Origin of the sequence: Croceivirga radicis (assembly GCF_002072105.2) — a bacterium.
Taxonomy (GTDB): Bacteria; Bacteroidota; Bacteroidia; order Flavobacteriales; family Flavobacteriaceae; genus Croceivirga; species Croceivirga radicis.
In genome coordinates this window covers 104,715-131,587 of the sequence record NZ_MTBC01000008.1, presented here as the reverse complement: position 1 = coordinate 131,587, position 26,873 = coordinate 104,715, and the positions used below count along the sequence as shown (strand labels likewise).

The 26,873-nt window shown below is 37.3% G+C and carries 26 protein-coding genes; 15 read left to right on the top strand and 11 right to left on the bottom strand.

From position 1 onward, the window contains the following. Positions 1-55: 55 nt before the first annotated feature. Positions 56-556, bottom strand: a complete 501-nt coding sequence (locus BUL40_RS12270) for an RNA polymerase sigma factor (RefSeq protein ID WP_080319502.1) — start codon at positions 554-556, stop codon at positions 56-58. Positions 557-668: 112 nt separating this feature from the next. Here BUL40_RS12270 and BUL40_RS12265 point away from each other — a divergent pair, with 112 nt between their 5' ends. The 3 genes from BUL40_RS12265 to BUL40_RS12255 all read left to right on the top strand — a co-directional run bounded on the left by BUL40_RS12265 (position 669) and on the right by BUL40_RS12255 (position 5,179). Further along, on the top strand, positions 669-2,756 hold the full coding sequence (locus tag BUL40_RS12265) for a hypothetical protein (protein ID WP_080319501.1): 2,088 nt from the start codon (positions 669-671) through the stop codon (positions 2,754-2,756). Positions 2,757-2,937: 181 nt separating this feature from the next. Then, positions 2,938-4,266, top strand: coding sequence for a signal recognition particle protein (gene ffh / locus BUL40_RS12260; protein ID WP_080319500.1), 1,329 nt, complete (start codon positions 2,938-2,940; stop codon positions 4,264-4,266). Between the two features lie 40 nt (positions 4,267-4,306). Beyond that, on the top strand, positions 4,307-5,179 hold the full coding sequence (locus BUL40_RS12255; RefSeq protein ID WP_010519261.1) for a bifunctional 5,10-methylenetetrahydrofolate dehydrogenase/5,10-methenyltetrahydrofolate cyclohydrolase: 873 nt from the start codon (positions 4,307-4,309) through the stop codon (positions 5,177-5,179). Here the strand turns inward: BUL40_RS12255 and BUL40_RS15910 are convergent. Beyond that, entirely contained in the window at positions 5,176-5,301 is a 126-nt protein-coding gene (locus BUL40_RS15910) for a hypothetical protein (RefSeq protein ID WP_262485320.1), read from the bottom strand. The genes BUL40_RS12255 and BUL40_RS15910 overlap by 4 nt on opposite strands. A gap of 179 nt (positions 5,302-5,480) precedes the next feature. Here BUL40_RS15910 and BUL40_RS12250 point away from each other — a divergent pair, with 179 nt between their 5' ends. Next, the gene (locus tag BUL40_RS12250) at positions 5,481-7,514 is read left to right on the top strand and encodes an ATP-binding protein (protein WP_080319499.1); all 2,034 of its coding nucleotides are present in this window, start codon (positions 5,481-5,483) and stop codon (positions 7,512-7,514) included. Here the strand turns inward: BUL40_RS12250 and BUL40_RS12245 are convergent, their stop codons facing one another. From BUL40_RS12245 to BUL40_RS12225, 5 genes are all read right to left on the bottom strand, one after another. Beyond that, on the bottom strand, positions 7,515-7,940 hold the full coding sequence (locus tag BUL40_RS12245; protein ID WP_080319498.1) for a VOC family protein: 426 nt from the start codon (positions 7,938-7,940) through the stop codon (positions 7,515-7,517). It lies immediately after the preceding gene. Between the two features lie 59 nt (positions 7,941-7,999). Next, positions 8,000-8,248 (bottom strand): DUF7218 family protein, encoded by a 249-nt coding sequence (locus BUL40_RS12240; protein WP_010519264.1) that lies wholly within the window; start codon positions 8,246-8,248, stop codon positions 8,000-8,002. A gap of 32 nt (positions 8,249-8,280) precedes the next feature. After that, positions 8,281-9,123, bottom strand: a complete 843-nt coding sequence (locus BUL40_RS12235; protein WP_080319497.1) for an alpha/beta fold hydrolase — start codon at positions 9,121-9,123, stop codon at positions 8,281-8,283. Positions 9,124-9,185: 62 nt separating this feature from the next. After that, the gene (locus BUL40_RS12230; RefSeq protein ID WP_010519266.1) at positions 9,186-9,728 is read right to left on the bottom strand and encodes a hypothetical protein; all 543 of its coding nucleotides are present in this window, start codon (positions 9,726-9,728) and stop codon (positions 9,186-9,188) included. A 7-nt stretch (positions 9,729-9,735) separates the two neighbouring features. After that, on the bottom strand, positions 9,736-11,247 hold the full coding sequence (locus tag BUL40_RS12225) for a helicase HerA-like domain-containing protein (RefSeq protein WP_080319496.1): 1,512 nt from the start codon (positions 11,245-11,247) through the stop codon (positions 9,736-9,738). A 71-nt stretch (positions 11,248-11,318) separates the two neighbouring features. On the opposite strand from BUL40_RS12225, the gene BUL40_RS12220 reads away from it, so the two are divergent. Together BUL40_RS12220 and BUL40_RS12215 are read left to right on the top strand one after the other, a co-directional pair. Continuing rightward, positions 11,319-11,777, top strand: a complete 459-nt coding sequence (locus BUL40_RS12220; protein WP_080319533.1) for a RidA family protein — start codon at positions 11,319-11,321, stop codon at positions 11,775-11,777. 33 nt (positions 11,778-11,810) lie between these two features. Next, entirely contained in the window at positions 11,811-12,425 is a 615-nt protein-coding gene (locus BUL40_RS12215) for a 7-carboxy-7-deazaguanine synthase QueE (RefSeq protein WP_394336969.1), read from the top strand. Positions 12,426-12,431: 6 nt separating this feature from the next. On the opposite strand, the gene BUL40_RS12210 is transcribed toward BUL40_RS12215, so the two are convergent. Both BUL40_RS12210 and BUL40_RS12205 read right to left on the bottom strand, forming a co-directional pair. Beyond that, positions 12,432-13,349 (bottom strand): hypothetical protein, encoded by a 918-nt coding sequence (locus BUL40_RS12210; protein ID WP_080319495.1) that lies wholly within the window; start codon positions 13,347-13,349, stop codon positions 12,432-12,434. A 47-nt stretch (positions 13,350-13,396) separates the two neighbouring features. Further along, positions 13,397-14,107 carry a class I SAM-dependent methyltransferase gene (locus BUL40_RS12205; RefSeq protein ID WP_080319532.1) on the bottom strand — a complete coding sequence of 237 codons (711 nt, stop codon included), beginning with the start codon at positions 14,105-14,107 and terminating at the stop codon, positions 13,397-13,399. A gap of 43 nt (positions 14,108-14,150) precedes the next feature. Between BUL40_RS12205 and BUL40_RS12200 the strand changes: the two genes are divergently transcribed. The 4 genes from BUL40_RS12200 to BUL40_RS12185 all read left to right on the top strand — a co-directional run bounded on the left by BUL40_RS12200 (position 14,151) and on the right by BUL40_RS12185 (position 17,414). Then, complete coding sequence (locus BUL40_RS12200) at positions 14,151-14,675, top strand: DUF2059 domain-containing protein (protein ID WP_176465482.1); 525 nt, start codon at positions 14,151-14,153, stop codon at positions 14,673-14,675. Then, the gene (locus BUL40_RS12195; protein WP_080319493.1) at positions 14,675-15,172 is read left to right on the top strand and encodes a YkgJ family cysteine cluster protein; all 498 of its coding nucleotides are present in this window, start codon (positions 14,675-14,677) and stop codon (positions 15,170-15,172) included. Before BUL40_RS12200 ends, BUL40_RS12195 begins: the two co-directional genes overlap by 1 nt. A 67-nt stretch (positions 15,173-15,239) precedes the next feature. Beyond that, complete coding sequence (locus tag BUL40_RS12190) at positions 15,240-16,070, top strand: sterol desaturase family protein (protein WP_080319492.1); 831 nt, start codon at positions 15,240-15,242, stop codon at positions 16,068-16,070. A gap of 60 nt (positions 16,071-16,130) precedes the next feature. After that, positions 16,131-17,414 (top strand): alkaline phosphatase family protein, encoded by a 1,284-nt coding sequence (locus BUL40_RS12185; protein ID WP_080319491.1) that lies wholly within the window; start codon positions 16,131-16,133, stop codon positions 17,412-17,414. Here BUL40_RS12185 and BUL40_RS12180 read toward each other — a convergent pair. After that, entirely contained in the window at positions 17,411-18,640 is a 1,230-nt protein-coding gene (locus BUL40_RS12180; protein ID WP_176465481.1) for an exo-beta-N-acetylmuramidase NamZ family protein, read from the bottom strand. The genes BUL40_RS12185 and BUL40_RS12180 overlap by 4 nt on opposite strands. 3 nt (positions 18,641-18,643) lie before the next feature. On the opposite strand from BUL40_RS12180, the gene BUL40_RS12175 reads away from it, so the two are divergent. The 3 genes from BUL40_RS12175 to BUL40_RS12165 all read left to right on the top strand — a co-directional run bounded on the left by BUL40_RS12175 (position 18,644) and on the right by BUL40_RS12165 (position 22,024). Next, a complete protein-coding gene (locus BUL40_RS12175; RefSeq protein WP_080319489.1) occupies positions 18,644-19,885 on the top strand; it encodes an ABC transporter permease in 1,242 nt (413 codons plus the stop codon). A 62-nt stretch (positions 19,886-19,947) separates the two neighbouring features. Continuing rightward, positions 19,948-21,243, top strand: a complete 1,296-nt coding sequence (locus tag BUL40_RS12170; protein ID WP_080319488.1) for a M20/M25/M40 family metallo-hydrolase — start codon at positions 19,948-19,950, stop codon at positions 21,241-21,243. Position 21,244: 1 nt separating this feature from the next. Beyond that, positions 21,245-22,024, top strand: coding sequence for an aldose epimerase family protein (locus BUL40_RS12165; RefSeq protein ID WP_080319487.1), 780 nt, complete (start codon positions 21,245-21,247; stop codon positions 22,022-22,024). On the opposite strand, the gene BUL40_RS12160 is transcribed toward BUL40_RS12165, so the two are convergent. Then, positions 22,021-23,496 (bottom strand): helix-turn-helix domain-containing protein, encoded by a 1,476-nt coding sequence (locus tag BUL40_RS12160; protein ID WP_080319486.1) that lies wholly within the window; start codon positions 23,494-23,496, stop codon positions 22,021-22,023. The genes BUL40_RS12165 and BUL40_RS12160 overlap by 4 nt on opposite strands. 128 nt (positions 23,497-23,624) lie before the next feature. On the opposite strand from BUL40_RS12160, the gene aceB reads away from it, so the two are divergent. Together aceB and aceA are read left to right on the top strand one after the other, a co-directional pair. Beyond that, positions 23,625-25,226 carry a malate synthase A gene (gene aceB / locus BUL40_RS12155; RefSeq protein ID WP_080319485.1) on the top strand — a complete coding sequence of 534 codons (1,602 nt, stop codon included), beginning with the start codon at positions 23,625-23,627 and terminating at the stop codon, positions 25,224-25,226. Positions 25,227-25,288: 62 nt separating this feature from the next. After that, a complete protein-coding gene (aceA, locus tag BUL40_RS12150; RefSeq protein WP_080319484.1) occupies positions 25,289-26,569 on the top strand; it encodes an isocitrate lyase in 1,281 nt (426 codons plus the stop codon). The last annotated feature ends 304 nt before the right edge of the window (positions 26,570-26,873 follow it).

Below are 26,873 nucleotides of genomic sequence, written 5' to 3'. Positions count from 1 at the left end.
TAAAATTCAATATGAACTTTTATTTATCTTTAATTAGTACAATTCTAAGCGCTAATTAAATACCATCAATTTTATCTCTTAAGCTTTTGAGGGCCAGGTGCATCCGTTTTTCAATTGCCTTTACACTTACTCCTTCTAGTTCTGCTATCTCTGCATATTTTTTACCATCAATTCTATTTAATAAAAAAGTGGTACGTTGGTTCTGGGGCAGGGCATCCAAGGCGTTCTCCAACTTTTCTTTGAACTGTTGTTCTTCTAATAGAAATTCGGGCGACTCGTTAGTGCTTTCATTTCGGTGTTTGTCCGCATGTTTCAAGCGCACTTTTTCTGCCTTGATTACATTTAAATACAAATTGTTGGCTACGGTAAATAAATAAGATTTTGCTTTGTCTGGGGTAACCTTGTTACAATTTTCCCATAACTTAACAAAAGCTTCTTGTACGGCATCATTGGCCTTTTCTTCATTTCCAAACTTATAATAGATATAGTTAAAGACCGTTTTACTATTGGTCTTAAAAATAGTATTGTATTGTTGTTCCTCACAGACATTGTCCATACAGTGAAATTTATAAGCCTGTCAAATATATTTTAAAAAAGTTAGAATTATGGGTAGGGTATTTTAGCATTGGGTTGTTTACTTACCAAATACACAATAAAACCAAATCGTTATGAAAAAGATTATTAAAAGCCTTTCGCAACTGTCAGTACTCTTGGTAGTATTGTTTTTAACTTCTTGTCAAGAAGAATTTGAAGAAATAGGTGGTGGCGAAGAGGAACAAACGGCTATTGAGGTTGGTTCTTCAACAGCGCTACTTATTGAAAATACAAGTTCCAATGACGGTTCTTATGATAACATTGTTGATGGAAGTAGCTGTATTGCCGTTCAATTTCCATACACCGTAGAGGTTGCAGGGATACAAATTACCATAGATTCTATTGCAGACCTAAAGGTGATAGAAGAATTATTTGATGAGGTAGATGATGATGAAGATATATTGGAATTTATCTTCCCCATAACAATCATCTTATCAGATTTTACCGAAGTTGAAATAGAAAACAAGGAGGCGCTACGTGAACTTGCTGCAGATTGTATAGAAGGAGGTGATGACGATGATATTGAGTGTATAGATTTTGTATACCCTATTACGCTTTTCACTTTTGATGTGCAAAACCAACAATCCGGTTCTGTTACGGTAAACAGTGATAGGGAAATGCGTTTGTTCTTTAAAGAAAAAGAAGCAGGGGAACTAGTGAGTATAGACTATCCTATTACCTTGGAGAAAAAAGACGGTACCACGGTAGAAATAACAAATAATGCCCAGCTTGCAGTTACTTTAAGAGCGGCAAAAGACGAATGCGATGAAGATGATGATGACGATTATAACGATGATGATTTTGAGGATAATAAGTTTATAGGTTACTTAATAGATTGCCCTTGGAAATTAAAAGAAATAAAAAGAAACGCGCTTAACCAAACAGAGCAATATTTTGCTTCTAGCTTTGATTTTAAAGAAGATAACCTTGTAGTCTTTACGGGTGGTGCAGGCAATACTACAAATGGAGAATGGTCTGTAGATTTTACCGAAAACGGACCGGTTGTAGTAATGAATTTTACCAACTATACCGATTTTTCCTTGTCATGGAGGGTATACGAATTAGAAGATGGTGTTATTAAATTCTTTTCGGACAATGATAATAAAATAGTGTTGGAACGCAACTGTTCTGGTGAGAGTAATTGCAATGTAAATGCTATTGCAGAGGTATTGGGAACATGTAATTGGCAAATTGCAGATGCTAGTTGGGATACGGATTTTGACGGCATTATAAATTTTTCAAACTTTAATATACATGCCTATACAGAAGCGGGTGCTTTTGTAGATGAGGGTAATTGGGAGGTAACCACTACGGGCCAAATTCAATTTAACGCACTATTATCTGCACAACTAGAAAATATGCTTGGTGCATGGAATGTAGTAGATTGTGGAGACGGACGCGTAAAATTAATGAATGAAGGGGGTGCTTATGTAGTACTAGAAAAAGACTGTGAACTTACCTTGCCAACACAGGATAACTTTATGGCGTTATTGGTAGAATGCGAATGGATTGTTGATGGAATGAAGGCGCAAGGACAAGAGATAGAAAATTACTTGGGTAACGCTTTTGATTTTAGCCAAGAAGGTACTATGACATTTGATGTTGGTGCAGAAGTGGCTTCCGCAGGTGAATGGACAATAGGTTATAACAATGCAGGCGAACTATCCTTAATGTTAAGTGCTTTGGCAGAAGTAGATTTTAATTATGAGTGGGCGGTAGACGTGCTAGAAACCAATTACCTAAAACTAAAAGTAGAAGAAATTGGTTATGAATTAGAGTTGGTTCGTGTTTGCGCCGAGGATGCCGATTCAGATATTCTTGAAATTAGAAATATAATGCAGGGCGGTCAGTGGAATGTTACGCAGTATTTAGAGAACAACACGGATAGGACGGCAGAATTTGAAAGTTTGGATTTTGATTTCAGCGCTAACAATGACCTGGCAGTAAGTATTAATAATGATCCGCAACGTACAGGAGTATGGAGAAGTTTTAGGGGCTATAACGGTGATTTAAGAGTGTTTTTTAATCTTGGAATAGACGAAACGAGATATTATTTACTTACCAAAGCATGGTACTTGACCGAGTTGAGTACAGAACGATTTAAATTGGTTTATGAAGATGAAGGAATGGTAAGAGTAGTAGTTTTTGAAAAGAAAGCATAACCCCACCACTTTTACTAAAAATCTTTATCGTGAAAAGGACAGTTTGCCTCAAAGCTGTCCTTTTCTTTTTTTATTTGGGTTTTTAGTTCAATAATACGTTAGTTTCTACGCATAGTGGCATAACCAATCCATTAGTAATTCTTAAATTTGTGCTCTTCAAAAATTAAATCGTAGTAAGCAGATGTTCGATAATTTAAGTGAAAAACTAGATAAAGCCTTACATAATTTAAAGGGGCACGGTAAAATCACAGAAATAAATGTTGCTGAAACCTTAAAAGAGGTAAGACGCGCGTTATTGGATGCGGATGTCAATTTTAAAATAGCTAAAGAATTTACCAATACGGTAAAGGATAAGGCGTTAGGGCAGAACGTACTGTCTACGTTACAACCAGGCCAGTTAATGGTCAAAATTGTAAAAGATGAGCTTACCCAACTTATGGGTGGCGATGCCGAAGGGGTAGACCTTTCTGGTAACCCATCTGTAATTTTAATGTCTGGTTTACAAGGTTCTGGTAAAACAACTTTTTCCGGTAAACTGGCAAATTTTTTAAAAAATAAAAAGACCAAGAAACCACTTTTGGTGGCTTGTGATGTTTACCGTCCGGCGGCAATAGACCAATTGCATGTGGTTGGTGAGCAAATAGGGGTAGAGGTGTATTCAGATAGGGGTAACACTGATCCTGTTGTAATTGCCCAAGCGGGTATAGCCCATGCTAAGACCTTAGGGTGTAACGTGGTCATTATTGATACGGCGGGTCGTTTGGCCGTGGACCAAGAAATGATGGATGAAATTTCTAACATCCATAAAGCGATACAACCACAAGAGACGCTTTTTGTTGTAGATTCCATGACGGGTCAAGACGCAGTGAATACGGCCAAAGCATTTAACGACGTTCTGAATTTTGATGGGGTTATCCTTACCAAGTTAGATGGTGATACTCGTGGTGGTGCGGCAATATCTATTAAGTCTGTTGTAAACAAGCCTATCAAATTTATTGGTACAGGTGAGAAGATGGAGGCCATAGATGTGTTCTATCCTTCTAGAATGGCAGATAGGATTTTGGGCATGGGAGACGTAGTGTCTCTTGTAGAACGTGCGCAAGAGCAGTTTGATGAAGAACAGGCCCGTAAAATCCAGAAAAAAATTGCCAAAAATAAATTTGGCTTTGACGATTTCTTATCTCAGATACAGCAGATAAAGAAAATGGGTAATATGAAAGACCTTATGGGCATGATACCCGGAATGGGAAAGGCCTTAAAAGGTATAGATATAGACGATGATGCTTTTAAGCATATAGAGGCTATTATTCATTCCATGACGCCAGACGAGCGCGCAAACCCTAATAAGTTAAACTCTAGCCGTAAAAAACGTATTGCTGCAGGTAGTGGCCGTTCGGTTCAAGATGTAAACCAGTTGCTAAAACAATTTGACCAGATGAGCAAAATGATGAAAATGATGCAAGGCGGTGGTGGCAAGCGTATGATGCAGATGATGCAAAATATGCGATAGTAAAAAGTATAATACAAACAATTACCTACAAAATACACCTATGGAAATCCTAGACGGTAAAAAAATATCTAACGATATTAAACAAGAAATTGCAGTAGAAGTAGCTAAAATGAAAGACCGTGGGGAGAAGGTACCTCATTTGGCAGCAGTTTTGGTAGGTAATGATGGGGCTAGCTTAACTTACGTGGGTAGTAAAGTGCGTTCTTGTAAAAAAATAGGTTTTGAGTCTACATTAATTCAACTGCCAGAAGATACTTCTGAAGAAAAATTGTTGGAGCAAGTAGCGGCCCTAAACAATAATCCGGACATAGATGGTTATATTGTTCAATTGCCACTTCCAAAGCACATAAACGAGCAAAAAGTTTTATTGGCGGTAGACCCTAGTAAAGATGTAGACGGTTTTCATCCAGAAAATTTTGGTCGTATGGCCTTGGATATGGTGTCTTTTATTCCGGCAACGCCTTTTGGCATTATGGAGTTGCTACGCAGGTATAATGTAGATACATCTGGTAAGCATACGGTGGTAATAGGTAGAAGCCATATAGTAGGTAGGCCTATCAGTATTTTAATGAGTCAAAAAGGGAAAGCTGCAGATGCTACGGTTACGCTTACCCATAGTAGAACAAAAAACTTAAAAGAGTTTACTAAAAATGCAGACATCATAGTCTCTGCCTTGGGTGTGCCAGATTTCTTAAAAGCAGATATGGTTAAGGAAGGTGTGGTAGTTATAGATGTAGGTATAACCCGTGTTCCAGATAGCTCTGAAAAGGGGTACTACATTACTGGCGACGTAGATTTTAAGGAAGTGGCGCCAAAAGCCTCTTACATAACTCCGGTTCCAGGAGGGGTTGGGCCTATGACCATTGCTATGTTGTTACAAAATACTTTATTGGCAAGAAAGAGAAGGGCTTAAGGAAAATCTGTAAATTCTTCTTCTTTTAATTCTATTTTAGATTCTTCTGGTTTGCTTGTTAAGCAACTCAATACCGCAAGGGTGGAGCATGCTATTGTAATAATTAGTAGTATAGTACTCATTTTAAGCTATTTGGGGAGTTTATAACGCTGTTTTAAAGTGTTTCTTATTGCCTAGAGTAGTTTTTCGCCCAAATACCTAATATTTATAGCCTTTCCGTAACATTTAACACTAAAAATCTAACGCGTTACAATTTTTAAGTTAGATTTGAGTTATAAGAAAAAACCTACAAATATATATTATGTCAGAGGTAGTCCCTGCAAACAATGAAGCTGATAGAATAAAAAGACTTGACTACTATGAAATCATGGATTCCCAAGAAGAAGCCATGTTCGATGAGTTAACCTTGCTTGCCTCCCAAATTTTAGATGTACCTATTTCTTACATAAGTCTTTTGGATGGTCAACGACAATGGTTTAAATCAAAAGTAGGTTTAGATGTAAGTGAGACGCCTATAGATATATCGTTCTGCAAACATACCATAATGGGTAAGGAGCCTTTAATTGTAAATGATACTTTAGAGAGCGAAACCTTTAAAGATAACGTATTTGTTACAGGAGAATTGGGAGCTCGGTTTTATGCTGGTGTCCCCATAATGGATTTAGATAACCATGCTATAGGTACTTTCTGCGCAGTAGATCAAAAACCGAGAGAGCTTACAGATAAAGAGAAACAACTTTTAAAAACCATGGCTAAAACAGCCATGAGCTTAATTTCTTTAAGAAAAAGTAGGTTAGAGGCAATGAAATTGGCAAAGGCAAAAGAAGAATTTTTGTCTAATATGAGTCATGAGATTAGAACACCTCTAAATGCCATTATTGGTTTTAATGACTTATTGCGAAAAACTACGTTAACCACTACGCAATCAGAGTATTTAGATACCATTAGAACTTCTTCTCAAACACTAAAGGTTATCATAGATGATGTATTGGATTTTTCTAAGTTAGAAAGCGATAAAATAGAATTAGAATTAAGGCCAATATCTTTAGAAGCGCTTGTGGATCACGTAATTAAATTACAATTACCAATTGCCAATGAAAAGGGTGTTAGGCTACTTAAAAGTTTGGATGCTGCTTTGCCAGTATATGTTTTGGGAGACCAAACCAGGTTGGCGCAAATATTTACGAACTTGATTAGTAATGCTATCAAGTTTACTGCAAAAGGTTTGGTAGAATTAAAGGCTTATGTTGTAGAACAAGATGATTTTAATAGCTTGGTGCGTTTTCAAGTTGTGGATACGGGCATTGGAATTCCGGAAGAGAACTTGGACAAAATTTTTGAACGCTTTACACAAGCAGATGCCAATACAACCAGGCTCTATGGAGGCACTGGTCTAGGTCTTAGTATTGTAAAAGGATTTACAGAACTAATGGGTGGTGCTGTTACCGTAGAAAGTACGTTAGGAAAGGGTACCACTTTTACGGTAGAACTAAGATTTGAACATGCCGAGGAAGAGGAAATAAAGATAATTAACAATATTGATGTTACGCAGGTTACTTCGTTTATTAAAGGAAAAGAGGCTTTAGTGGTAGAAGACAATCCCCACAATCAACTACTTATAAAAAATTATTTAAATCTATGGGGTGTTAACTGTACAATTGCCAATAATGGAGAAGAAGGTGTTCAAATGGTCCAGAACAAAACCTTTGATATCATCTTTATGGATTTGCAAATGCCCGTAATGGATGGCTTTATGGCAACGGACATAATAAGGAACAAAATTAAGTTAGAAACTCCAATTGTAGGCTGTAGTGCCCATTCATTGGTAGGAGAAAAGCATAAATGTTTGGCAATTGGAATGAATGATTATGTTAGTAAACCCTACACCGAGCAAGAACTTTTAAGTTCCATATTACAATTTTTTACAGAGAAGGATAAATTACAGTTGTTAATGACTCCTGATGCGTTGGTAGACGAATCTATGGAGTACTCAGAAAAGGATGAAGTTGCCGCTCTGTTAAAATCTTTTGATGAAAATTTTGTAGAAGGTTTTGCTGCTGAAATTGTTGAGGTGTTTATTAGGACCATCCCTGCGCCTTTAGAGGAGTTTAAAATTGCGTTAGCGCAAGAAGACCATGAAACTATAAAAGATAAAGCCCATTACTTCTTGGGTACTTTTGGTGCTTTAAGAATAGAAAAAGGTAGGGAGTTGTCAAAAACCGTTGAGCAAGCTGTGCAGAATCAAGAGTTTGAAAAATCGGTGGTAGAAGGTGGTAAGCTCTACCGTTTTATTAATTCTATTTTAACCGCGTTTGAAACCGTAGCGGTTAGCTAATTACTTAGCAAATAATTGCTTCATATCTTTAAACGCTTTAAACTCTAGGGCATTACCCGCGGGGTCTAAAAAAAACATTGTTGCCTGTTCTCCCGGTAACCCTTTAAATCTTATGTAAGGTGCTATTACAAATTCTATACCCTTGTCCGTAAGTTTTTTGGAAAAAGTTTCAAATGTATCCCAATCCAATACAACCCCATAATGCGGCACGGGAACAGCTTTACCATCTACAGGATTGGTATGTAGTTCTTCGTTTGATTTGGGTTTATAATGGATAACCAATTGATGACCAAAAAAATTAAAGTCGACCCATTGGTCACTACTTCTACCTTCCTCAAAACCCAATGTGTCTTTATAAAACTTACGGCATTCTGCTAAATTATGAACAGGTATTGCAACGTGGAATGGAGTTAAATTGTTGGCCATTTATTCTAGTTTTTACTAAAATTAAGCAATACCGGTAAGTGCAAAAACAAAAGGATCAATTAATTGTTTCGTAAAGCTTTAATGAGTTCTTTTTTGTCCATTTTGGATCGTCCCTCAATACCTACTTTTTTGGCCTGTTCGTAGAGCTCTTCTTTGGTACGATTTTCATAGGTGGTGGCTTTTCCACCCTTTTTGCCAGCATTATTGGTATTGGCAATCCGGGCAGCTTTCTCTTTGCTGTAGCCTTTTTCTTTTAAGGCTTCATATTGCTCTTCGTTTTCTATTTGAGGTCTTTCTTCCTGTGCCATTTTTTATTTTCAAATTACTTGAAAAGTAACTTCTAGTTTGACTCCAAAAAAGTTATGATTTCCTCATTTACTTCTTCTTGATGCATGGAGTGCCCTAGTCCTGTTGTAAGTACCAATCTGCTATTTTTCCAACTTTCATGTACCTTGATAGATTCGGTATGCAATACTTGTTTGTCTTCCACATCATGAAAAAGTAGACCTGGCACCTTATTATTGGCTACAAATAGAGAACTTTTAAATTCGTTTATGTGAAAACCAAAAACACGTTTTAAGCGTTGGTCCATGGCTTTCCAAACTTTGTCATTGAATTTTAAAATGGCTTGGTAGTGGTGCATAAAACTTTCAAAGTCGCAAGGAGAACCAATGGTAACTATTTTTTTAACATGATCTTTCGGGTTTAAAAAATGGTCAAAAAGTATGGTCATTCCTCCCATGGAATGGGCAACCACGTAATCTGGATTAAATTTGTCCAATATATACCTGGTAGAAGCTGCATACAACGGAACATGGAGCATTTTGCCCGTAGAATGGCCATGAGCAGGGGCGTCAAACGCGATAATATTAAAGTTATGTTCTTTTAATTTGGCAATTAAATTGCGCCATCTGTAGGTGTTGCTTTCCCAACCGTGTAAGAGCAATACCGTTTCTTTTGTTCCCCTCCATGTGTAGGTCTGTATTTGTTGTTCTCCTATAAGTTCAACAGAATGCTTTGCAGCATCTAAAAAGGAAACTTGCTCTGGCTTAACCCTACCCTTTCTAATGGTGCAAAAAATATCAAAACCTATTTTAGCAGCTGTTCTTGGAGAGAAAAAAGCTATAAAATTCAACCACTTACCGTATAGTTTAGGAACTATTCTTTCTAGGGTTTTTTTCATTAAAATACTTCTTCTGATTTAGTAGTGTATTAAATAGCGTTCCCATATCTGGGAATAGCTATTTAATCCCAGCCCAGCATTAAAAATTTAATCTTGGCATCATCAGGAATTTGAACAGCTTCTACGTTTCCTTTGCTATATCTTAAATTTTCTGGTAACTGCTCTTTATCTATAGTAAAATATAAATTGGTCTCATTAACAAAAATGACAATGTTGTTCAACGCGGTTACTATTTTTTTTATGGTATACCGGTCTTGAATGTCTTTGAACGTACTGTTTAGGCCAATACCGTCTTCCGTGGTAAAACGTGGGTCCATTATTTGAACGTTTTCTATTTTTGGTATGCTATCGTCTGTAGGGGTTAGGGTTAGTAAGTGTTTTCCTCCTTTTTCAAAGACCTTTACTTTGCGGTTGGCACCATCTAATCTTGTAGAAAAAGTGTCTTTTACTATAGAATCGTCCGCATAAATTAAATCTAAGTCCCTAACCAAACTTATTTGGTCTAGTTTGCCAACTTTATCATTGCTTATTAGAAAGGCAGTATCTTTTTCCTTACAACCTATTATGGCAAGCAAACCTACCATACCCACTATTTTCTTCATCATATATAGCTTAACGTATTACTTTTTTAAGAACCCCTAGAACACCTCTAATAAACGTAGCACTGGTCAACACTTTTACCACGGGATTCATTCTGGTACTTCTGCTACTTGTACTTCTTCTTCTAGAAGTGCTTTTTTGTTCTTTTTCTTTTTCGGCCTCTTGTTCTGCCTTTTCTATTTTTTCGTTTAAAATTTCATAGGCACTTTCCCTATCAATCTCTTCATTATACTTTTTGATTAATTGGGATTTATCCAATAAACTTTTTAATTCTTTTGGGGTAAGCACGTCCATTCTACTCATTGGGGCCCGTAACAAAGTAGCCGCTAACGGGGTAGGCCTGCCTTTTTCATCTAAAGCAGAAATAAGTGCCTCTCCAATTCCTAAACTTGTTAGTACTTCTTCGGTATCATAAAACTCAGTATCCGGATAGTTTTGGGCAGTAAGTTTAATTGCTTTTCTATCTTTTGCGGTAAAGGCCCTCAAGGCGTGTTGTACTTTTAAACCCAGCTGTGCCAAAACATCATCTGGAATATCTGTTGGGTTTTGGGTAACAAAGAAAAGACCTATGCCTTTAGAGCGTATTAATTTTACTATGCTTTCTATTTGGTCTAAGAGGGCTTTTGATGCATTGTCAAATATTAAGTGCGCTTCGTCTATAAAGAGCACCAATTCTGGTCTATCACTATCTCCTTGTTCAGGAAACGTGGCATAAATTTCTGCCAGTAAGCTCAGCATAAAGGTAGAGAATAGCTTAGGTTTATCCTGTATATCCGTTAATCTAATAATGTTTATATACCCATTACCATTTTCGTCAATACGTGTTAAATCATCAACTTCAAAAGATTTCTCCCCAAAGAACAGTTCTGCTCCCTGTTGTTCCAGTTCTATTATTTTTCTTAAAATGGTTCCGGTAGAACTAGTAGATATTCTACCATAAGCTTCTTGGAATTCCTTTTTACCTGCGCCAGTGGCATATTGCAAAACCTTCTTAAGGTCTTCTAAATCTAGCAATGGCATTTTTTGGTCGTCACAATATTTAAAAACAACCGCCATTATGCCTTCTTGGGTAGTGGTTAAATCCAATATTCTAGACAAGAGCACGGGACCAAATTCAGATACTGTAGCTCTTAAACGTACACCGTCTTGTTCTGAAAGCGATAAAATTTCTACCGGAAAGCCTTTAGCGTTAAAGGGGATGCCAATAGCCTCGTGTCTTTCATCAATTTTAGGGTGGCCTTCACTTGGTTGGGCAATTCCACTCAAATCTCCTTTTAAGTCCATTAAAAGGACGGGAACTCCTTGTTCAGAAAGGTTTTCTGCAAGTACCTGTAAGGTTTTGGTTTTACCGGTTCCGGTGGCACCTGCAATTAATCCATGTCTATTTAAGGTTTTTAATGGAATTTTTACAAAAGCATCTTTTTGTGTTTCCCCATCTAGCATAGCGCCTCCCATGATAATGGATTCGCCTTTAATGCTATATCCTTTTTCTATTTCTGCTAAAAACGATGCTTTCTTGTCCATTGGAATAACTTTGCGATAAAAATAGGGTAAATTAGGTGAAGTGTAAAAGCAAATTAATCAACAAAAGGCCTATGCAATTGAATACTAAAATCTTAGTAATGGTTGTTTTAACTGTTATTCTATTTTCATTTTCTGCTCGTTCACAAGATAAAACGCCTGTTACATTTCATCCATCGCACGAAGTAAAAAAACAAAATGCGCCGTTTAGCGACGTGGTACAAGTCGGTAACTTGTACTTTTTAGCCGGGCAAATTGGAATGGACCATACCACCAGAACATTGGTAAAGGGCGGAATTGTTGCAGAAACCCACCAAGCTATTGCTAATATAACATCCGTATTGAAACAACATGATATGGACTTGGATAACGTGGTTAAGTGTACGGTAATCTTAAGTTCTATGGAAGATTTTGCAACTTTTAACAAGGTATATTCAACTTACTTTACTAAGAAACCGGCACGAACCACTTTTGCTGCCGCTGGCTTGGCAAGAAACGCTGCTATAGAAATTGATGTGATTGCCGTTAAGTAATATTATCTTTGCAAAATGGTTTTACAGGATGTTATGGATTTGGTGGAGAAAGGGCAGATGCTGCCCTTGATGGAAGAATTTTACACCATTCAAGGAGAAGGGTATTTTAAGGGTACGGCAGCTTATTTTATTAGGGTAGGCGGTTGCGACGTAGGTTGCCATTGGTGCGATGTTAAAGAAAGTTGGAATGCAGAGACGCATCCACCAACGGCAATAGAAAAAATTATAAACAATGCGGCCAGCTATTCTGATACCATTGTGATAACAGGAGGAGAGCCACTTACTTGGGATATGGGACCATTGACCCAAGGTCTAAAAGCCAAGGGCTTAAAAACGCATATAGAAACTTCTGGGGCCTATACGTTAACAGGTGTTTGGGACTGGATTTGCCTATCTCCCAAGAAAATGAAATTGCCTGTTCCGGAAGTTTATGAAAAAGCAAACGAGTTAAAAGTAATCGTTTACAACAAACATGATTTAATTTTCGCCGAAGAACAAGCTAAAAAAGTAAACAAAGATTGTATTCTATACCTACAGCCAGAGTGGAGTGTGCGAGATAAAGTGGTGCCAATGATCGTAGATTATGTTATGGCCAATCCGCAATGGAAAGTTTCTTTACAAACACATAAATATTTAAACATTCCGTAAAGCCGTTTAACGGCCACCGTTGTTTTGTAAATCTAAAATGCACTCGGCATCCAAACCAGGTACCCTAGCACTTTGCCCAGCTTGGGTATTTAATAAACTAAGCATGCTTTCTCCAGAAAGTGAACAAGCGCTATGTATGCCATTTTTGTTAAGATGCGTTTCTCCTTTAAAATTTGTATTAAACTGAAGTTCTGCACGCATTAAGCATCCTTCTACGGCACAATGATCTGCTGCCTCAGGATCTTCATGATCATTAACCATAGGCGTATAGGTAATTTCTTCGCCATTTTGTGTGCCGCTTAAGTCTACCAAACCAAAAAGATGTCCAAATTCATGATTTAAGGTTGCCGTCTCTACATCTTCATTGGAAATTAGAACACTTCTGCTGGCAAGGCTCCTTATGGTTTCTTCATAAATAACCATAGATGTATTACGATATACGGCGCCAAGTGTAACCAAGCCTTCGTCAGAATCGTCACCATCAGAAGGTGCATCTGCAAAATATATGTAAACAGCTAAGGTATTGTCTGTATTATAAGCGGTGCGGTTTTCTATTTCTAAATCTCCAATTTCTTGTAACTCCAAGGTTTCTTCTTCTGGGGAGGGTAACTCAAGGTAGTTAATCGTGATATTTTGCTTAAACGTATGCTGTCTTAAAAAGGCGATAAAATTATCCATTGCCTCTGGGGTGGGGCGGTATCCTGCTACGTAAGCAATTTCGATAAGTAAATTTTCGAAATTTGTATTCGTCAATAAATCGTTCGCAGAAGCTCCTGTGGGCAATAAGTTTCCACTCTTGTCTATGTTTTCAACTTCATTTTCGTTTCCTGAGTTATTGGTTCCGCTGTCATCTGTATTGTCCTTGGAGCAATTGGCCAATAAAATAGCCATACCTAAAAGAATAATTAGGGAAAAACGTTTCATGGCAAAAAAGTTATCTAAATATAAACGTCGAAAAAGATTATCTATTATTACGCAAGAAGGCTAAGTTTTGCTAGATAATCATAATGTTCTCCTTCCATTATTTTTTCACAAGCAAATCCACAATATAAGGCTACTCTTTCTAGGGTCTCAAAATCTATATATAACCAAGGGAAAGTATCGCTCTTATATGTTTTATATTCCATTGTAAACTTTACTTCTCCATAATAATCTGTATCCCCTGGAATCCAATAGCCCCCATCCTCGTCTGCATCAAACATGTAAATTATATTGCTACTATCCAATAAAATTTGCCCATTAGGCTGTAACAAGGTTCTAAAATGGTTTAGGTAGTTGGGTAATTGTTCTAGACTACCAGCAATTCCAATGCCGTTCATTAAGAGCAATAGCGTATCAAATTTTTCTTCACTATAATCCAAAATGTTGGTACAAATAGTTGATTGCAAGCCTCTTTTTTCACATACTTCTATGGCTCCTTTAGATTTGTCCAAAGCAGTTACTTTTAACCCTTTATTTTGTAGATATAAGGCATGGCTACCTGCACCGCAGCCAATATCCAAAACAGCGCCCTTACATAAGGTTAATGCATGCTTTTCTAACTTGGGCATTTGGGAAAAATCCCTGAACAAATAGTCTAAGGGTAAGCTGCCATTTTCTTCTAAGGTAGAATGGGTAATAATAGATTCTTTACTATTTTGTGTCAAATGCTCTATTAGGGCTATGCCCATTACGTCTACCATATTTTTATTTGTATTTTGCACGTCTAGATTATGGATTATCGCTATGAAAAAAGTCAAAGGTATAGTATTCCTCTTTTTTAGTTTACTTATAGGAATTTCAATTAATGCCCAAGATTCTAATTTAACCCAAAAAGTTGGGGCTTATTTAGAGGCCAATGGCACCATGATGCAATATTCAGATGCCTATGGGCAGCTACTAATTCTCATGGAAAAACAATACCCTAGGTCAGAAGCAAATGCCAATGGTTGGTTGTTTTTAGAGCGAAACAAACCAAAGGCCCTATTGGAAATCAAAGATTTATTAGTGCCCATATATATACAAAACTTTACAGAGGCAGAATTAAACGCCATGAGTGATTTTTATACCTCAGATGCAGGTAAGCAATTAATCGCGGACAAGAGTGGACTTTCTGAAGAACAACGAATAACCGTTCAAGATTTTTTTTATTCTGAAATTGGCCAAAAATTAAACACTAAAAAAGCACAACTAACCCAAGAAATTGAAGCGGTTTCTGAATATTGGAGTAAAGATTTGTACCAGACCGCGGTTTTGTTGTTGAAGGAGTAATGGAAGATTTTTTGAAGGATTTGCCTAAAAAGGCAAATCAAAAACACCAAGAGAATAAAAAGTTTTTGGCCAAATTAAAAAAGAAGCCGCCTAAAAACTTAGATTATCTAATGGCAGATTTGCACGAAAAGGAGTTTAGGCAAACAGATTGTCTAACCTGTGCCAATTGTTGTAAAACTACTGGCCCACTGTTCACTAATGCCGATATAGAAAGAATTGCAAAAAAACTACGCCTAAAGCCGACTCAATTTATAGATGCCTATTTACGATTAGATGAGGATAATGATTATGTTTTACAAAATGTGCCTTGTGTTTTTCTAGGTACGGATAATTATTGTTCAATTTATGATGTGCGGCCTAAAGCGTGTAGGGAATATCCGCATACCGACCGTAAAAAATTCCATCAAATTAATAATCTTACCCTCAAAAACGTGGCTATTTGCCCAGCAGCATACAATATTGTTGAGGCAATGAAACAAAGCTTGCCCAAAAAGTAATATTTTGCATTTTTAGCTTAAAGATTGTTAATTTAGGATTCACTACTTCAATACTAATTGTATTAAGATGGAATCGATTATAAAATATTTTGAGACAATACCTCCGCTTCACCGTTCATTAATTTTAGTTGGTGGAATTACCTTCTTTTGGATATTGGAGGGTATTGTACCTTTATTTTCGGTAAACTATAAAAAGTGGCAACATGCCTTACCCAATTTTTTCTTTACTCTAACCACCATACTCATAAACATGCCTTTGGCATTTTTACTTTTGTTGTGCTCAGATTGGGCGGTAAACAATAGTTTTGGAATCATTAATTGGATGCCGGCTATGCCCCTATGGTTGTACGTTATTTTGGGCGTATTATTCTTAGACTTTTTTGGCGCCTATTTGGCACATTTGGTAGAGCATAAAGTAAAACCGTTGTGGATGGTCCATTTGGTTCACCATTCAGACCATAATGTAGATACCACTACGGCCAACCGGCATCATCCTTTAGAAAGTTGTATACGGTACGCATTTACACTATTTGGTGTTTTTATAGTTGGTGCCCCCATAGGAGTAATAATGCTTTACCAAAGTCTTTCCGTAGTTTGTTCGCAATTTAACCATGCCAATATTTCATTACCAAGAAAATTTGACAAAGCCATAAGTTATTTAATAGTATCCCCAGATATGCATAAAGTACATCATCATTATGTATTACCTTATACAGATAGTAACTATGGAAATATCTTTTCTATTTGGGACCGGCTTTTAGGAACGTACATGGAGCTAGACCGTGATAAAATTAAATATGGTGTTGATACTTTTCCAGACGAAAAAGAGAACAGTAGTATTAAAGGTTTGCTGCGGCAACCGTTTCACAAATACAGAAAACCAACCACAATTAATTAAAGACTTAACCCTGGCAAAACATTGAAATTTGTAGCTTTCCATCAATTATAAAATGGATAGATGAGTTTTAAACTTTTTTACGGTCTAGGATTGTTTTTATGCTTTTGTAACAGCCTACAGGCGCAAACTGAAAATTATAACGCTGTTGTTGCCAAAGAAATAGCTTCAAACTTCATAGAGAATACCAAGAACGCGCAGGCTAAACCATATGTGATAATGGTTTCGTTAGATGGTTTTAGGCATGATTATGCAGAAAAATACAAGGCTGCTAATCTTTTGGATATGGCCAAAAACGGAGCTAGGGCAAAAATGCTCTTACCATCTTTTCCTTCCAAAACTTTTCCTAACCATTATACCCTAGCCACAGGATTGTACCCATCTAAACATGGTATCGTGGCCAATTCTTTTTTTGATACTAAAATAAAAAAGAGGTATAGCATTGGTAATAGAAACGCAGTAGAAGATGGGGGTTGGTACGGTGGCGTTCCGCTTTGGAATTTAGCTCAATTACAAGGAATGGTATCCGCATCTTATTTTTGGGTTGGTAGCGAGGCCAATATTAACGGGTTACATCCTAAATATTATTACAAGTACGATAAAAAAACACCGTATGAGTTTAGGGTGAAACGGGTAATGGAATGGTTGCAATTGCCAGAAAAGGACAGACCACATATGGTTACACTTTACTTTTCTTTAGTAGATACACAAGGGCATAAATTTGGCCCGGAATCTGATGAGGTTTCTAAGGCCGTGGCCTTTGTAGACAAACAAATTGGTGCTTTAAGAAAGGGTATTCAACAATCTGGATTGCCAGTCTACCTTATAGTTACATCAGATCATGGAATGACGCCTGTTTCTAAATTCATAAACATACATGATTTTGTTTCCGTTGATAATGAGAATTTTTTAGGTGGCCCGGTTGGGATGATTTATACGGATTCTGAAGACCAGAAAAATTCGCTATTAAACGTTTTGACCAAGCAATCTCATTTTGCATCTTACACAAAAGAAAGTGTTCCTGATTATCTTAATTTTAAAAATAACCCTAGAATAGGAGATATAGTTCTAATAGCGGAACCACCCTATACGCTTATTAATTCTGCGGCTAAAAAGGAAGATTTAGCCAAGGCGGAAGGCACACATGGTTATGACCCCTATAGGTATACGGATATGGGTGGTATTTTTTATGTAGAAGGCCCTAGCATTGCAAAAGGTACTAGTGTAGCTGAGGTTGAAAATATTAACGTATACCCGTTTGTAGCGCACCTTTTGGGTTTAGACATTCTTACACCAATTGATGGAAACCTGGAAAAATTGCTGCCCTTACTTCAATCTGCGGATTAATCGTAGATTAAATATTTATTGCGTATGGCTTTAAAAGCCCTTACATCTGGCTGCCAACTTGCTTCAATTTCTTCCGCAGAGATACCATCAATAATTTGCTGTTGCAAGGTTGTGTTACCAGCATGTTTGGTAAAAGAATTGGTCATAAAAAAAGCCTTCTTGTTCAGGGCGTTGTCATAAGCGGTTTTTATCCATTTTATGGTAACACGGTTCATTTTTGGAATATTGCTCAAGTCCATACCATAACAAAGCTTGCCATTTTCCTTTGGGTTTTTTGAACCAAAATTTGGAGCAGGTGTATACTTAAAGAAAAACTTTGTACTATCTAAAAACGAGGCGCCAAAACGTTGAAACTGTGCTTCTGTTCCTCTACCGGCATTCACGGTTGTTCCCTCAAATAAACCCAACGAGGGGTATAGGTTAATGGCCGTGTCATTGGGTAAATTTGGAGAAGGCCTAATAGCTAGATCATAAGGGGTGTCATGGGTATAATTCTCTAGTTTAACAATGGTCAAGTCAGCTTTTTTAGAAGAAGAAAGCCATCCTTCCTCATTTATCATATTGGCATATTCGCCAATAGTCATACCATAGACCAAAGGAATTTGTGTCATACCCAAAAAGCTTGTATGCTCTGCTTCCATGGTAGGGCCATCTACATAATGTGCGTTTGGGTTTGGGCGATCTAAGACCAAAACGGGAATGTTGGTATCTGCGCAGGCTTCCATTACCAATTGTAGCGTAGCAATATAGGTGTAGAATCTAACCCCTACGTCTTGTATGTCAAATAAAACCAAATCAATATTGACTAATTGTTCCTTGGTGGGTTTTTTATTTTTACCATAAAGTGAAATTAGTGGCAGTCCAGTTTTATCATCGATTCCATTTTTGACCATTTCCCCTGCATCCACATTACCTCTAAAGCCATGTTCTGGAGCAAAAACTTTGGAAATTTTTATGCCGCTACTTATAAGGGTGTCCACAAGGTGTACAGTGGTTTTATTGGGTTTAAAAACTACTGATGTTTGGTTGGCCACCACGGCTATATTTTTATTTTTTAATAGCGGTAGGTACCTATCTGTGCGATTGGCGGCTACAACAATTTCTGTTGCAATTGGTGCCGCAACGGTTTGGGTGTTGGTTTTAACCTTGTTTTTTTCTTGTCCGCAGGCAATTAATACCATGCTTAAACATAAAACTGTACTTTTGAAACGGAATAAAAATGGCATTCGTTGAATTTAGAATTGTTTATAGCCAAGCGCCTTATTACAGGTAAGGAACATAAAAGTAGTATTTCTGCACCAATCATTAAAATTGCTATTGCAGCAATTGCCATTGGCGTAGTAATGATGCTCATTGCAATTGCCACTGGAGCGGGTTTAAAGGAAAAAATCAGGGAAAAAATAGCTGCTTTTAATGGGCATATCCAAATAGCTAATTATGACAATAACAGGTCAGATGTTTCCGTTTCTCCAGTAGATATAAATCAGGCTTTTTATCCAAACTTTACTACTATAAATGGTATAGAACATGTACAAGCGGTTGCGGTAAAAGCAGGCATCATTCGTACAGAAAAGACCTTTGAAGGTATTTTGGCAAAAGGGGTAGGCAAAGATTTTAGATGGCAATCTTTCAACGAATTTTTGGTTGCGGGGAACTTGCCAGATTTTTCTAAGGATATATCTGAAAAGGCCTTGATTTCTAATATTTTGGCAAAACGTTTGCAACTAGATGTGGGCGATACCTTTTTGGCTATTTTCCTTAAAGATGGCGATCCTTCCAGACCTCCAAATAACAGAAGGTTTACAGTAAGCGGTATTTATGACAGTGGTTTTGAGGAGTTGGATGCGTCTTATATTTTAATTGATATAAGGCATATACAGCGTATGAATAAATGGAAGCCTAATGAGATAGGAAATTTTGAGGTTTTCTTGTCTAATTTTAACGAAATTGATGCCAAAACCAATGCTATTTATGACGAAACCCTCTCAACCTTAGATACCCAAAACATAAAAACAAAATATTTTAAAATATTTGAGTGGTTGCCATTGTTCGATTTTAATATTGCCCTGATCATTGGAATAATGATAGTTGTTGGCGGTATTAACATGATAACCGCACTATTGGTTTTAATTTTGGAACGTACCCAAATGATAGGTGTGTTAAAGGCATTGGGTTCTCCCAACTGGAGCATTAGAAAGGTATTCTTACTTAATGCGGCGTACTTAATTGTTCTTGGTTTGTTTTGGGGTAATTTAATTGGATTGGGCATTCTATTTCTTCAGCAAAAGTTTCAATTCCTAAAATTTCCGAATCCGGAAGAATATTACGTTACCTATGTGCCGGTAAGCATAGATTTTTTAACCGTAGTATTATTAAACATTGGGGTAATGGTGCTGTGTTTGTTAATGCTTTTGGTGCCTTCTTACGCAATTTCTAAAATAGCCCCGGTAAAAGCTATAAAATTTGAATAATACCTCTTAACTGCATGCTTTTCACTATTAAGTCTTAATTTTAAGACTTAACTCACCCAACTATGAGAACACAAATTATTGCGTGCTGTTTATTGCTTTTCATATCTATAGCGCCCGCGCAAAAGCTAACAAGAATAGAAAAGAAAATTGTGGCAACGGTTGCTCAAAACAATACCGATGCCCTACAATTTCTAGAAAAAGTAGTAAATATTAATAGCGGTACCCTAAATTTAAAAGGGGTGCAAAAAGTAGGGGAAGTATTTGGTACGGCCTTTACGGATATCGGCTTTGAAACCAATTGGATACCTATGCCCGAAGAAATGAACCGTGCTGGGCATTTATTTGCAGAAACTAAGGGAAGCAAGGGCAAAAAACTACTGCTAGTTGGGCATTTAGATACCGTTTTTGAAGAAGATAGCCCATTCCAGACTTTTACTATGGTTACAGATTCTACTGCCCATGCCCCAGGTGGTAATGATATGAAAGGGGGCGATGTAATTGTTTTATATGCCTTAAAAGCCTTACGGGAAAATGGTCTTTTGGATGATGCCCAAATTATTGTTGCCTTTACTGGAGATGAAGAAAGTACGGGTAGTCCGTTAGAGTTGAGTAGAAAAGATTTGATTAACGCGGCTAAACGAAGCGATATAGCGTTGGGTTTTGAGACGTCTACTGGATTTAATTATGCAACTGTAGCTAGAAGGGGGTCTTCTGGATGGGAGGTTAACGTAACCGGTAAACGGGCCCATTCTTCTGGTATTTTTAATGAGCGGGTTGGTGCTGGTGCCATATTTGAAATGTCTAGGATTTTACACCAATTTTATACCGATGTAAAAGGAGAGGATTTGTTAACGTTTAACCCTGGAGTGCTTTTAGGTGGTACGTTTGTAAATTTTGACCCTAAAACAGGAAAAGGAGACGCTTTTGGTAAGACCAATGTAGTATCTCAAACAGCAATGGTCAAAGGAGGGCTTCGGTTTATTTCTGAAGAACAAAAAGAACGTGCACGTGCAAAAATGCGGGAAATTGTAGGGCAGAATTTACCACAGACCAGTGCTACCGTAAGGTTTACGGATAGTTACCCGGCAATGCAACCAACCGCTGGCAATAAAGAATTATTGAAAACCTTAAATACGGTTAGCCTTGCTTTAGGGCAGGGAGAAGTAGTGGCCTATGACCCTGGTAAACGTGGAGCTGCAGATGTTTCCTTTATTGCAGAATATGTAGATTGTCTAGATGGTTTGGGCACTATGGGTACAGGAGCACATACACCAGAAGAAACGGTTAATCTTAATACTTTTGAGGCATTGACCAAAAGAACGGCAATATTGATTTATAGACTCATCAATCAAGACTAAAATGACAAAGTTAGCATTAGGAGAACAGGCAGTAGGTATAGAAAATGGCGAATTGGTTAGCTATACCATATCTGGCCACGAATTTATTCATCAAAAGGGTAGTCCTGGATGGGGTTCTTCAGATACCGAAATGTTTCCTATTATTGGCCCGGTAAACGAGGCGAATTTTATGGTTCAAGTCAATAAAGGACAAGCCATACAAGACCAACACGGGTTATTAAGGCAATTTCCATATCAATTAGAATCGGCTACAACTACCAAAGCTATATTTGTTAAAGAATATACGGCTATGACGCCGATAGAAAACAACAAATATCCAGAGAAGAGTAGCCGCAAGTATTTGGTCTGGCCTTATACTTTTAAGTTTATAAAAACCGTACAATTAACGGCTGCTGGTTTAGTAATTGACTTTTTAATAGATGGAGATAAGGATATGCCGTACATGTTGGGCTATCATCCAGCATTTAAATTATACACGGATAATCCTACAATTGTAGCTGGCGAGAAAGAAATTACTTTGGAAGAAGTATTGGCTGTGGGTAGTAGAGCTTTGGAAGTTGAAGATTGTACACAAATTACCTTAAGAGACAAAAAAGAATTGACCATTGAAACAAAGGGTTTTGGTAATTTTATGTGTTGGACAGAAGTTAGGAATATGGTTTGTATAGAACCAATTACTTTTTATCCGTACCGGGTTTCTCAAGATAAATTACACCAAGGCTTTGAGCATCTGAACGAGCCAGTTACCTTTTCCGTGAAATTAACGGTACAACAGGGTTAGCTAAATTTGTTTTGCAATTCTTGAACCACTCTTGCGGTTTCTTGGTCGCGGTTTTTTTGTTGTAAAAAAATAGGATTGGCTGCCCGTTCTGCACAGTTGGTAATAGCACAACGCTCACAAGTAACACCTACGTTTAATTGTTTTATGTTTGGGTCTTCTAAAAATTGAGCCTTCTTTTTTAGCGTATCTGTTATTTGCAGACCAATACTTACGCTACGGTATTGGTTTTCTTTAAAAGGATCCTTAGTGGCAGACGCTAATATTAAATAGGACAATTGATCTTCAGGATAGTGCGAAATTTGAACATCCATAATGTGTTCTTCCTCTTGTTCCGCTATTTCTTTTAACACCCGGATAGAGGCCCAACGCCGGCAATACTTTTCGTTTGTCTGATTTCCGTGTGGCGAATGCTGGTGGGTTAAGTGCAGTTCCTTGGTAATATCAAATCTTGTACTATTCTGGTTATGCGAAAATCGTAAAAAGAAAAGGTTCTCTAATTGGTAATCTTGGGGTAGAATATTGGTTAGCCTTTGATATAATGATTCTGGTGAGGCATTGTGTTGCTGGCGTATTTGTGCCAAAAAGCTTTTGTCAAAACTGGGTTTGGCCAACATTTGGTTCACCTGCTGTTTTAGTTTTGTTCTAGGTATAACCAAGGCGCCGGCAAAGTAGGAGGCATAGAAATTATTTAATACTTGGTCAAAATTTTCAAAATTTATCCAGCTAAACGTATACAGTCTTTCTGTAATTTTTAAATAATTGTAGCCAATTTCCTTGGCATAAATAAAAGTACGCTGTGCCTCGTCTATATGGCCGGCAATTAAAAGCGTTTTGGTTTTGGGCACAAAAACAGACCGCAAAGAATCCAATTCTTGGTGCTTGTTTAAATCATTATTATTAATGGTATAGCCATATTCCTCAATTAAAATTTCTTCTAATTCTATAGAAGTAATATTTTCATTCAAATCAATTTGGTACGCCTTTGCAAAATCTAATGCTGCTTTTTCCATTTCTGGAAAAAAGTTGTTATTGGCTTCTTGAAAAGAACGTAAAGAGGCCAAATAGAAGCTTTCCTTACCAAAATTATATTGTTTGGCAATCTCTATAATGGTACTTATAAACGCATTAACCTTGGTAGGGGCATTGGCAACAATTTCAATTAGGTCTCTTTCCTTTACCCCAAAAAGGTCTAATGGAATTTCTTTTAGGATTTTGGATTGGAACAATTGAGCCACTGGAGCCAAATTCTTGTCCAATTTTAAGGATACAAGACTATCGTAGGGTATATCCAGTTTTTCTGCCAATAGCAGAATTTTATCCGTTTTGGGATACTTTTTTCCTTTTTCAATCTCGTTTAAATAAGATTTAGATAATCCTGTAAGCTTGGCCAACCCAAATAAGGATAGGTCTTTTTTAAGTCGAAGCTGCTTCAGCTTTAGACCAAAAATTAGTTTTATATACTCTTCTTCCATTATTCTTGATCAAATGTACAATATTTTGCGAATCTTTTAAAAATAGCGAATAACTAAAAAATAGCGAACGTTCGCTTGTAAATTGAAAAACTTTCATTTATTCTTGTTTCAACAAAAACTAAGAAGTTATGGAACAAGCTATTATGACCACTTCAGAAATTCAGTTTGCGGATAATGTGAACAACTATTATCCAGAACTATTAACGGATAAAGCTTTAGAATTTCTTATCGCTTTACATGCCAAGTTTAACAAAACTAGACTGCAACTGTTGCAAGAGCGCGTAAAAACGCAGGCACAATTTGATGCTGGGGTATTTCCAACGTTTCCAAAAGAAACAGAACAAACCAGGAATATGGAATGGCAGGTGCCACATATACCTAAAGACCTTTTGGATAGACGTGTGGAAATTACGGGGCCTGTTGATCGTAAAATGGTCATAAATGCTTTAAACTCTGGAGCCAAGACCTTTATGGCAGATTTTGAAGATAGTAATGCGCCTACTTGGTATAATTGCATGTTAGGCCAGCAGAACCTTATAGAAGCCAATAAGGGCACCATAAAATTTTACGATAGTAAAAGGGCAAAACAGTATGAGTTAAATGATAATCCTGCTGTATTGTTGGTACGTCCACGAGGATTGCACTTAGAGGAATGCCATTTAAAAGTTAAGGGGATATCTACTTCTGCGAGTTTGATAGATTTTGGATTGTATGTTTTTCATAATACCCAAGTGCTGCTAGAAAAGGGTAGTGCCCCATATTTTTACCTGCCCAAACTAGAGCACTACCTAGAGGCAAGATGGTGGGATGAGGTTTTTACGTTCTCAGAAAATTATTTAAACGTGCCTAAAGGTACCTTTAAAGCTACTGTTTTAGTAGAGACAATAACGGCAAGCTTTCAGCTAGATGAGATTATTTATGAGTTAAAACACCATATTGTTGGTTTAAACTGTGGACGTTGGGATTATATCTTTTCATACATAAAAAAATTCAGGAATCACCCAGAATTTATACTACCAAACAGGGATCAGGTAACCATGACGGTACCTTTTATGGATGCCTATTCTAAACGGGTAATACAGCGGTGCCATAAAAGAGGAATTTTGGCCATAGGAGGTATGGCCGCACAAATACCCATTAAAGATAATCCTTTGGCAAATGAAACCGCTATGGAAAAAGTTCGGTTGGATAAAGAACGCGAGGTTAAAAATGGGCACGATGGTACTTGGGTAGCGCATCCTGCATTGGTACCTATTGCCTTAAAAGAGTTTGATAGGTATATGCCAACTCAAAACCAAATGCAAGTGCTACGAGAGGAAGACCAGATTTTAGAAGCAGATTTAATTGCCATACCTAAAGGAACCATAACAGAAGAAGGCATACGAAAGAATATTAACGTTGGCATCCTTTATATAGAATCTTGGTTGCGTGGTCAAGGTTGTGTGGCATTGTACAATTTAATGGAAGATGCCGCAACCGCAGAGATTTCTAGAACCCAAATTTGGCAATGGCTTAAATATGAGGTTCGGTTAGCGGATGGTAGGCGATTTAAAAAGGAATTATACCAAAGCATTTTTGAGGAGGAAAAAGAGAAAATTAAACACTTGGTAGGTGAGGCCAATCTTTTAAACACCCAATTTTTAAAAGCATTTGAACTGTTTGACGCATTGGTTACCCAAACCCAATTTGAAGAGTTTTTAACACTAAATGCCTATAAAGAAATCATTTAAAAAAAAATCCCAAGCGTGGGCGAACACAACCTGGGACAATTAAATTTCTAAAAACTAAACTTATGGAAAAAAAAGAAAGAATTCAACAATTAGTAACAGAATGGACGGTAAACCCTAGATGGAAAGGTGTTGAAAGACCTTACACCGCAGAAGAGGTGATTAACCTAAGAGGTTCTTATACTATTGATTACTCGGTTGCACGGTTAGGGGCAGAAAAATTGTGGACCAAATTAAATAACCAAGACTGGGTAGCAGGGTTGGGTGCATTAACCGGCAACCAAGCAATACAAGAGGTAGAGGCAGGTCTAGAGGCTATTTATTTGAGTGGATGGCAAGTTGCGGCCGATGCCAATTTGGCGGGAGAAATGTATCCAGACCAGTCTTTATATCCCGCTAATAGCGTACCAATGGTAGTAAAAAGAATCAATAATGCTTTATTGCGGGCAGACCAAATACAAACCGTAAACGGGGTTGAAGATAAAAAAGATTATTTGGTACCAATTGTAGCAGATGCAGAAGCTGGTTTTGGAGGTAACCTAAATGCTTTTGAATTGATGAAGGGGATGATAGAAAACGGGGCTTCTGGAGTTCACTTTGAAGATCAGTTGAGTTCTGCCAAAAAATGTGGTCACTTAGGCGGTAAAGTACTAGTGCCTACGCAAGAAGCTGTTAATAAGTTGATTGCTGCTAGGCTGGCAGCAGATGTTATGAACGTACCTACGGTAATTATTGCCCGTACAGATGCTGATGCCGCAAATTTGCTTACCAGTGATATAGATGATAGGGATAAAAAGTTTGTTACAGGTGAGCGTTCTCCAGAAGGGTTCTTTTATGTTAAAAACGGATTAGAGCAAGGTATTGATAGAGGGTTGAGTTATGCACCTTATGCTGATTTGCTTTGGTTAGAAACCTCCACCCCCAATCTAGAAGAGGCAAGAAAATTTGCAACGGCCATACATGCCCAATATCCGGGCAAAATGTTAGCCTACAATTGTTCTCCTTCTTTTAATTGGGCATCAAAATTAAGTGTTGCAGAAATGGAAACATTTAGAGAGGAATTAGCAGCATTGGGGTATAAGTTTCAATTTATTACCCTTGCAGGTTTCCATGCATTGAATACCAGCATGTTTGAGCTTTCCAAGGCATACAAGGAACGCGGTATGGCAGGTTATTCTGAATTACAAGAACGTGAATTTGCCTTGCAGCAATATGGCTTTAGGGCTGTAAAGCACCAAGCCTTTGTAGGTACAACTTATTTTGATGCTGTACAAAATACCGTAACAGCAGGTAGGGCATCTACGGTTGCCATGAAAGGAAGTACAGAAACCGCTCAGTTTATATAGGTTGTTTTTATTTATTGTGAAAAGCCCCAGTAATTGGGGCTTTTTTTTGTTATTTCTTAAAACGTTAAAGAAATCTAAAAAATGTTAAGGATTACTAAGTTTAATTCAGTAACTTGATTTTGTAAAAAAGCGAGAGACACTTTTTATGTTAAAAGAGTTTATTAGAAAACTCGGTATAATGAATTGTATTATGCTGTTGGTTGTTCTATCGATTATTATCGTTTCGGAGGTTTTATTTCTGAGTGGAAATAAGTTAGATGCTATTTTTATAGCGTTTTGGGCCCCAACAATTTTAGGGTTTATG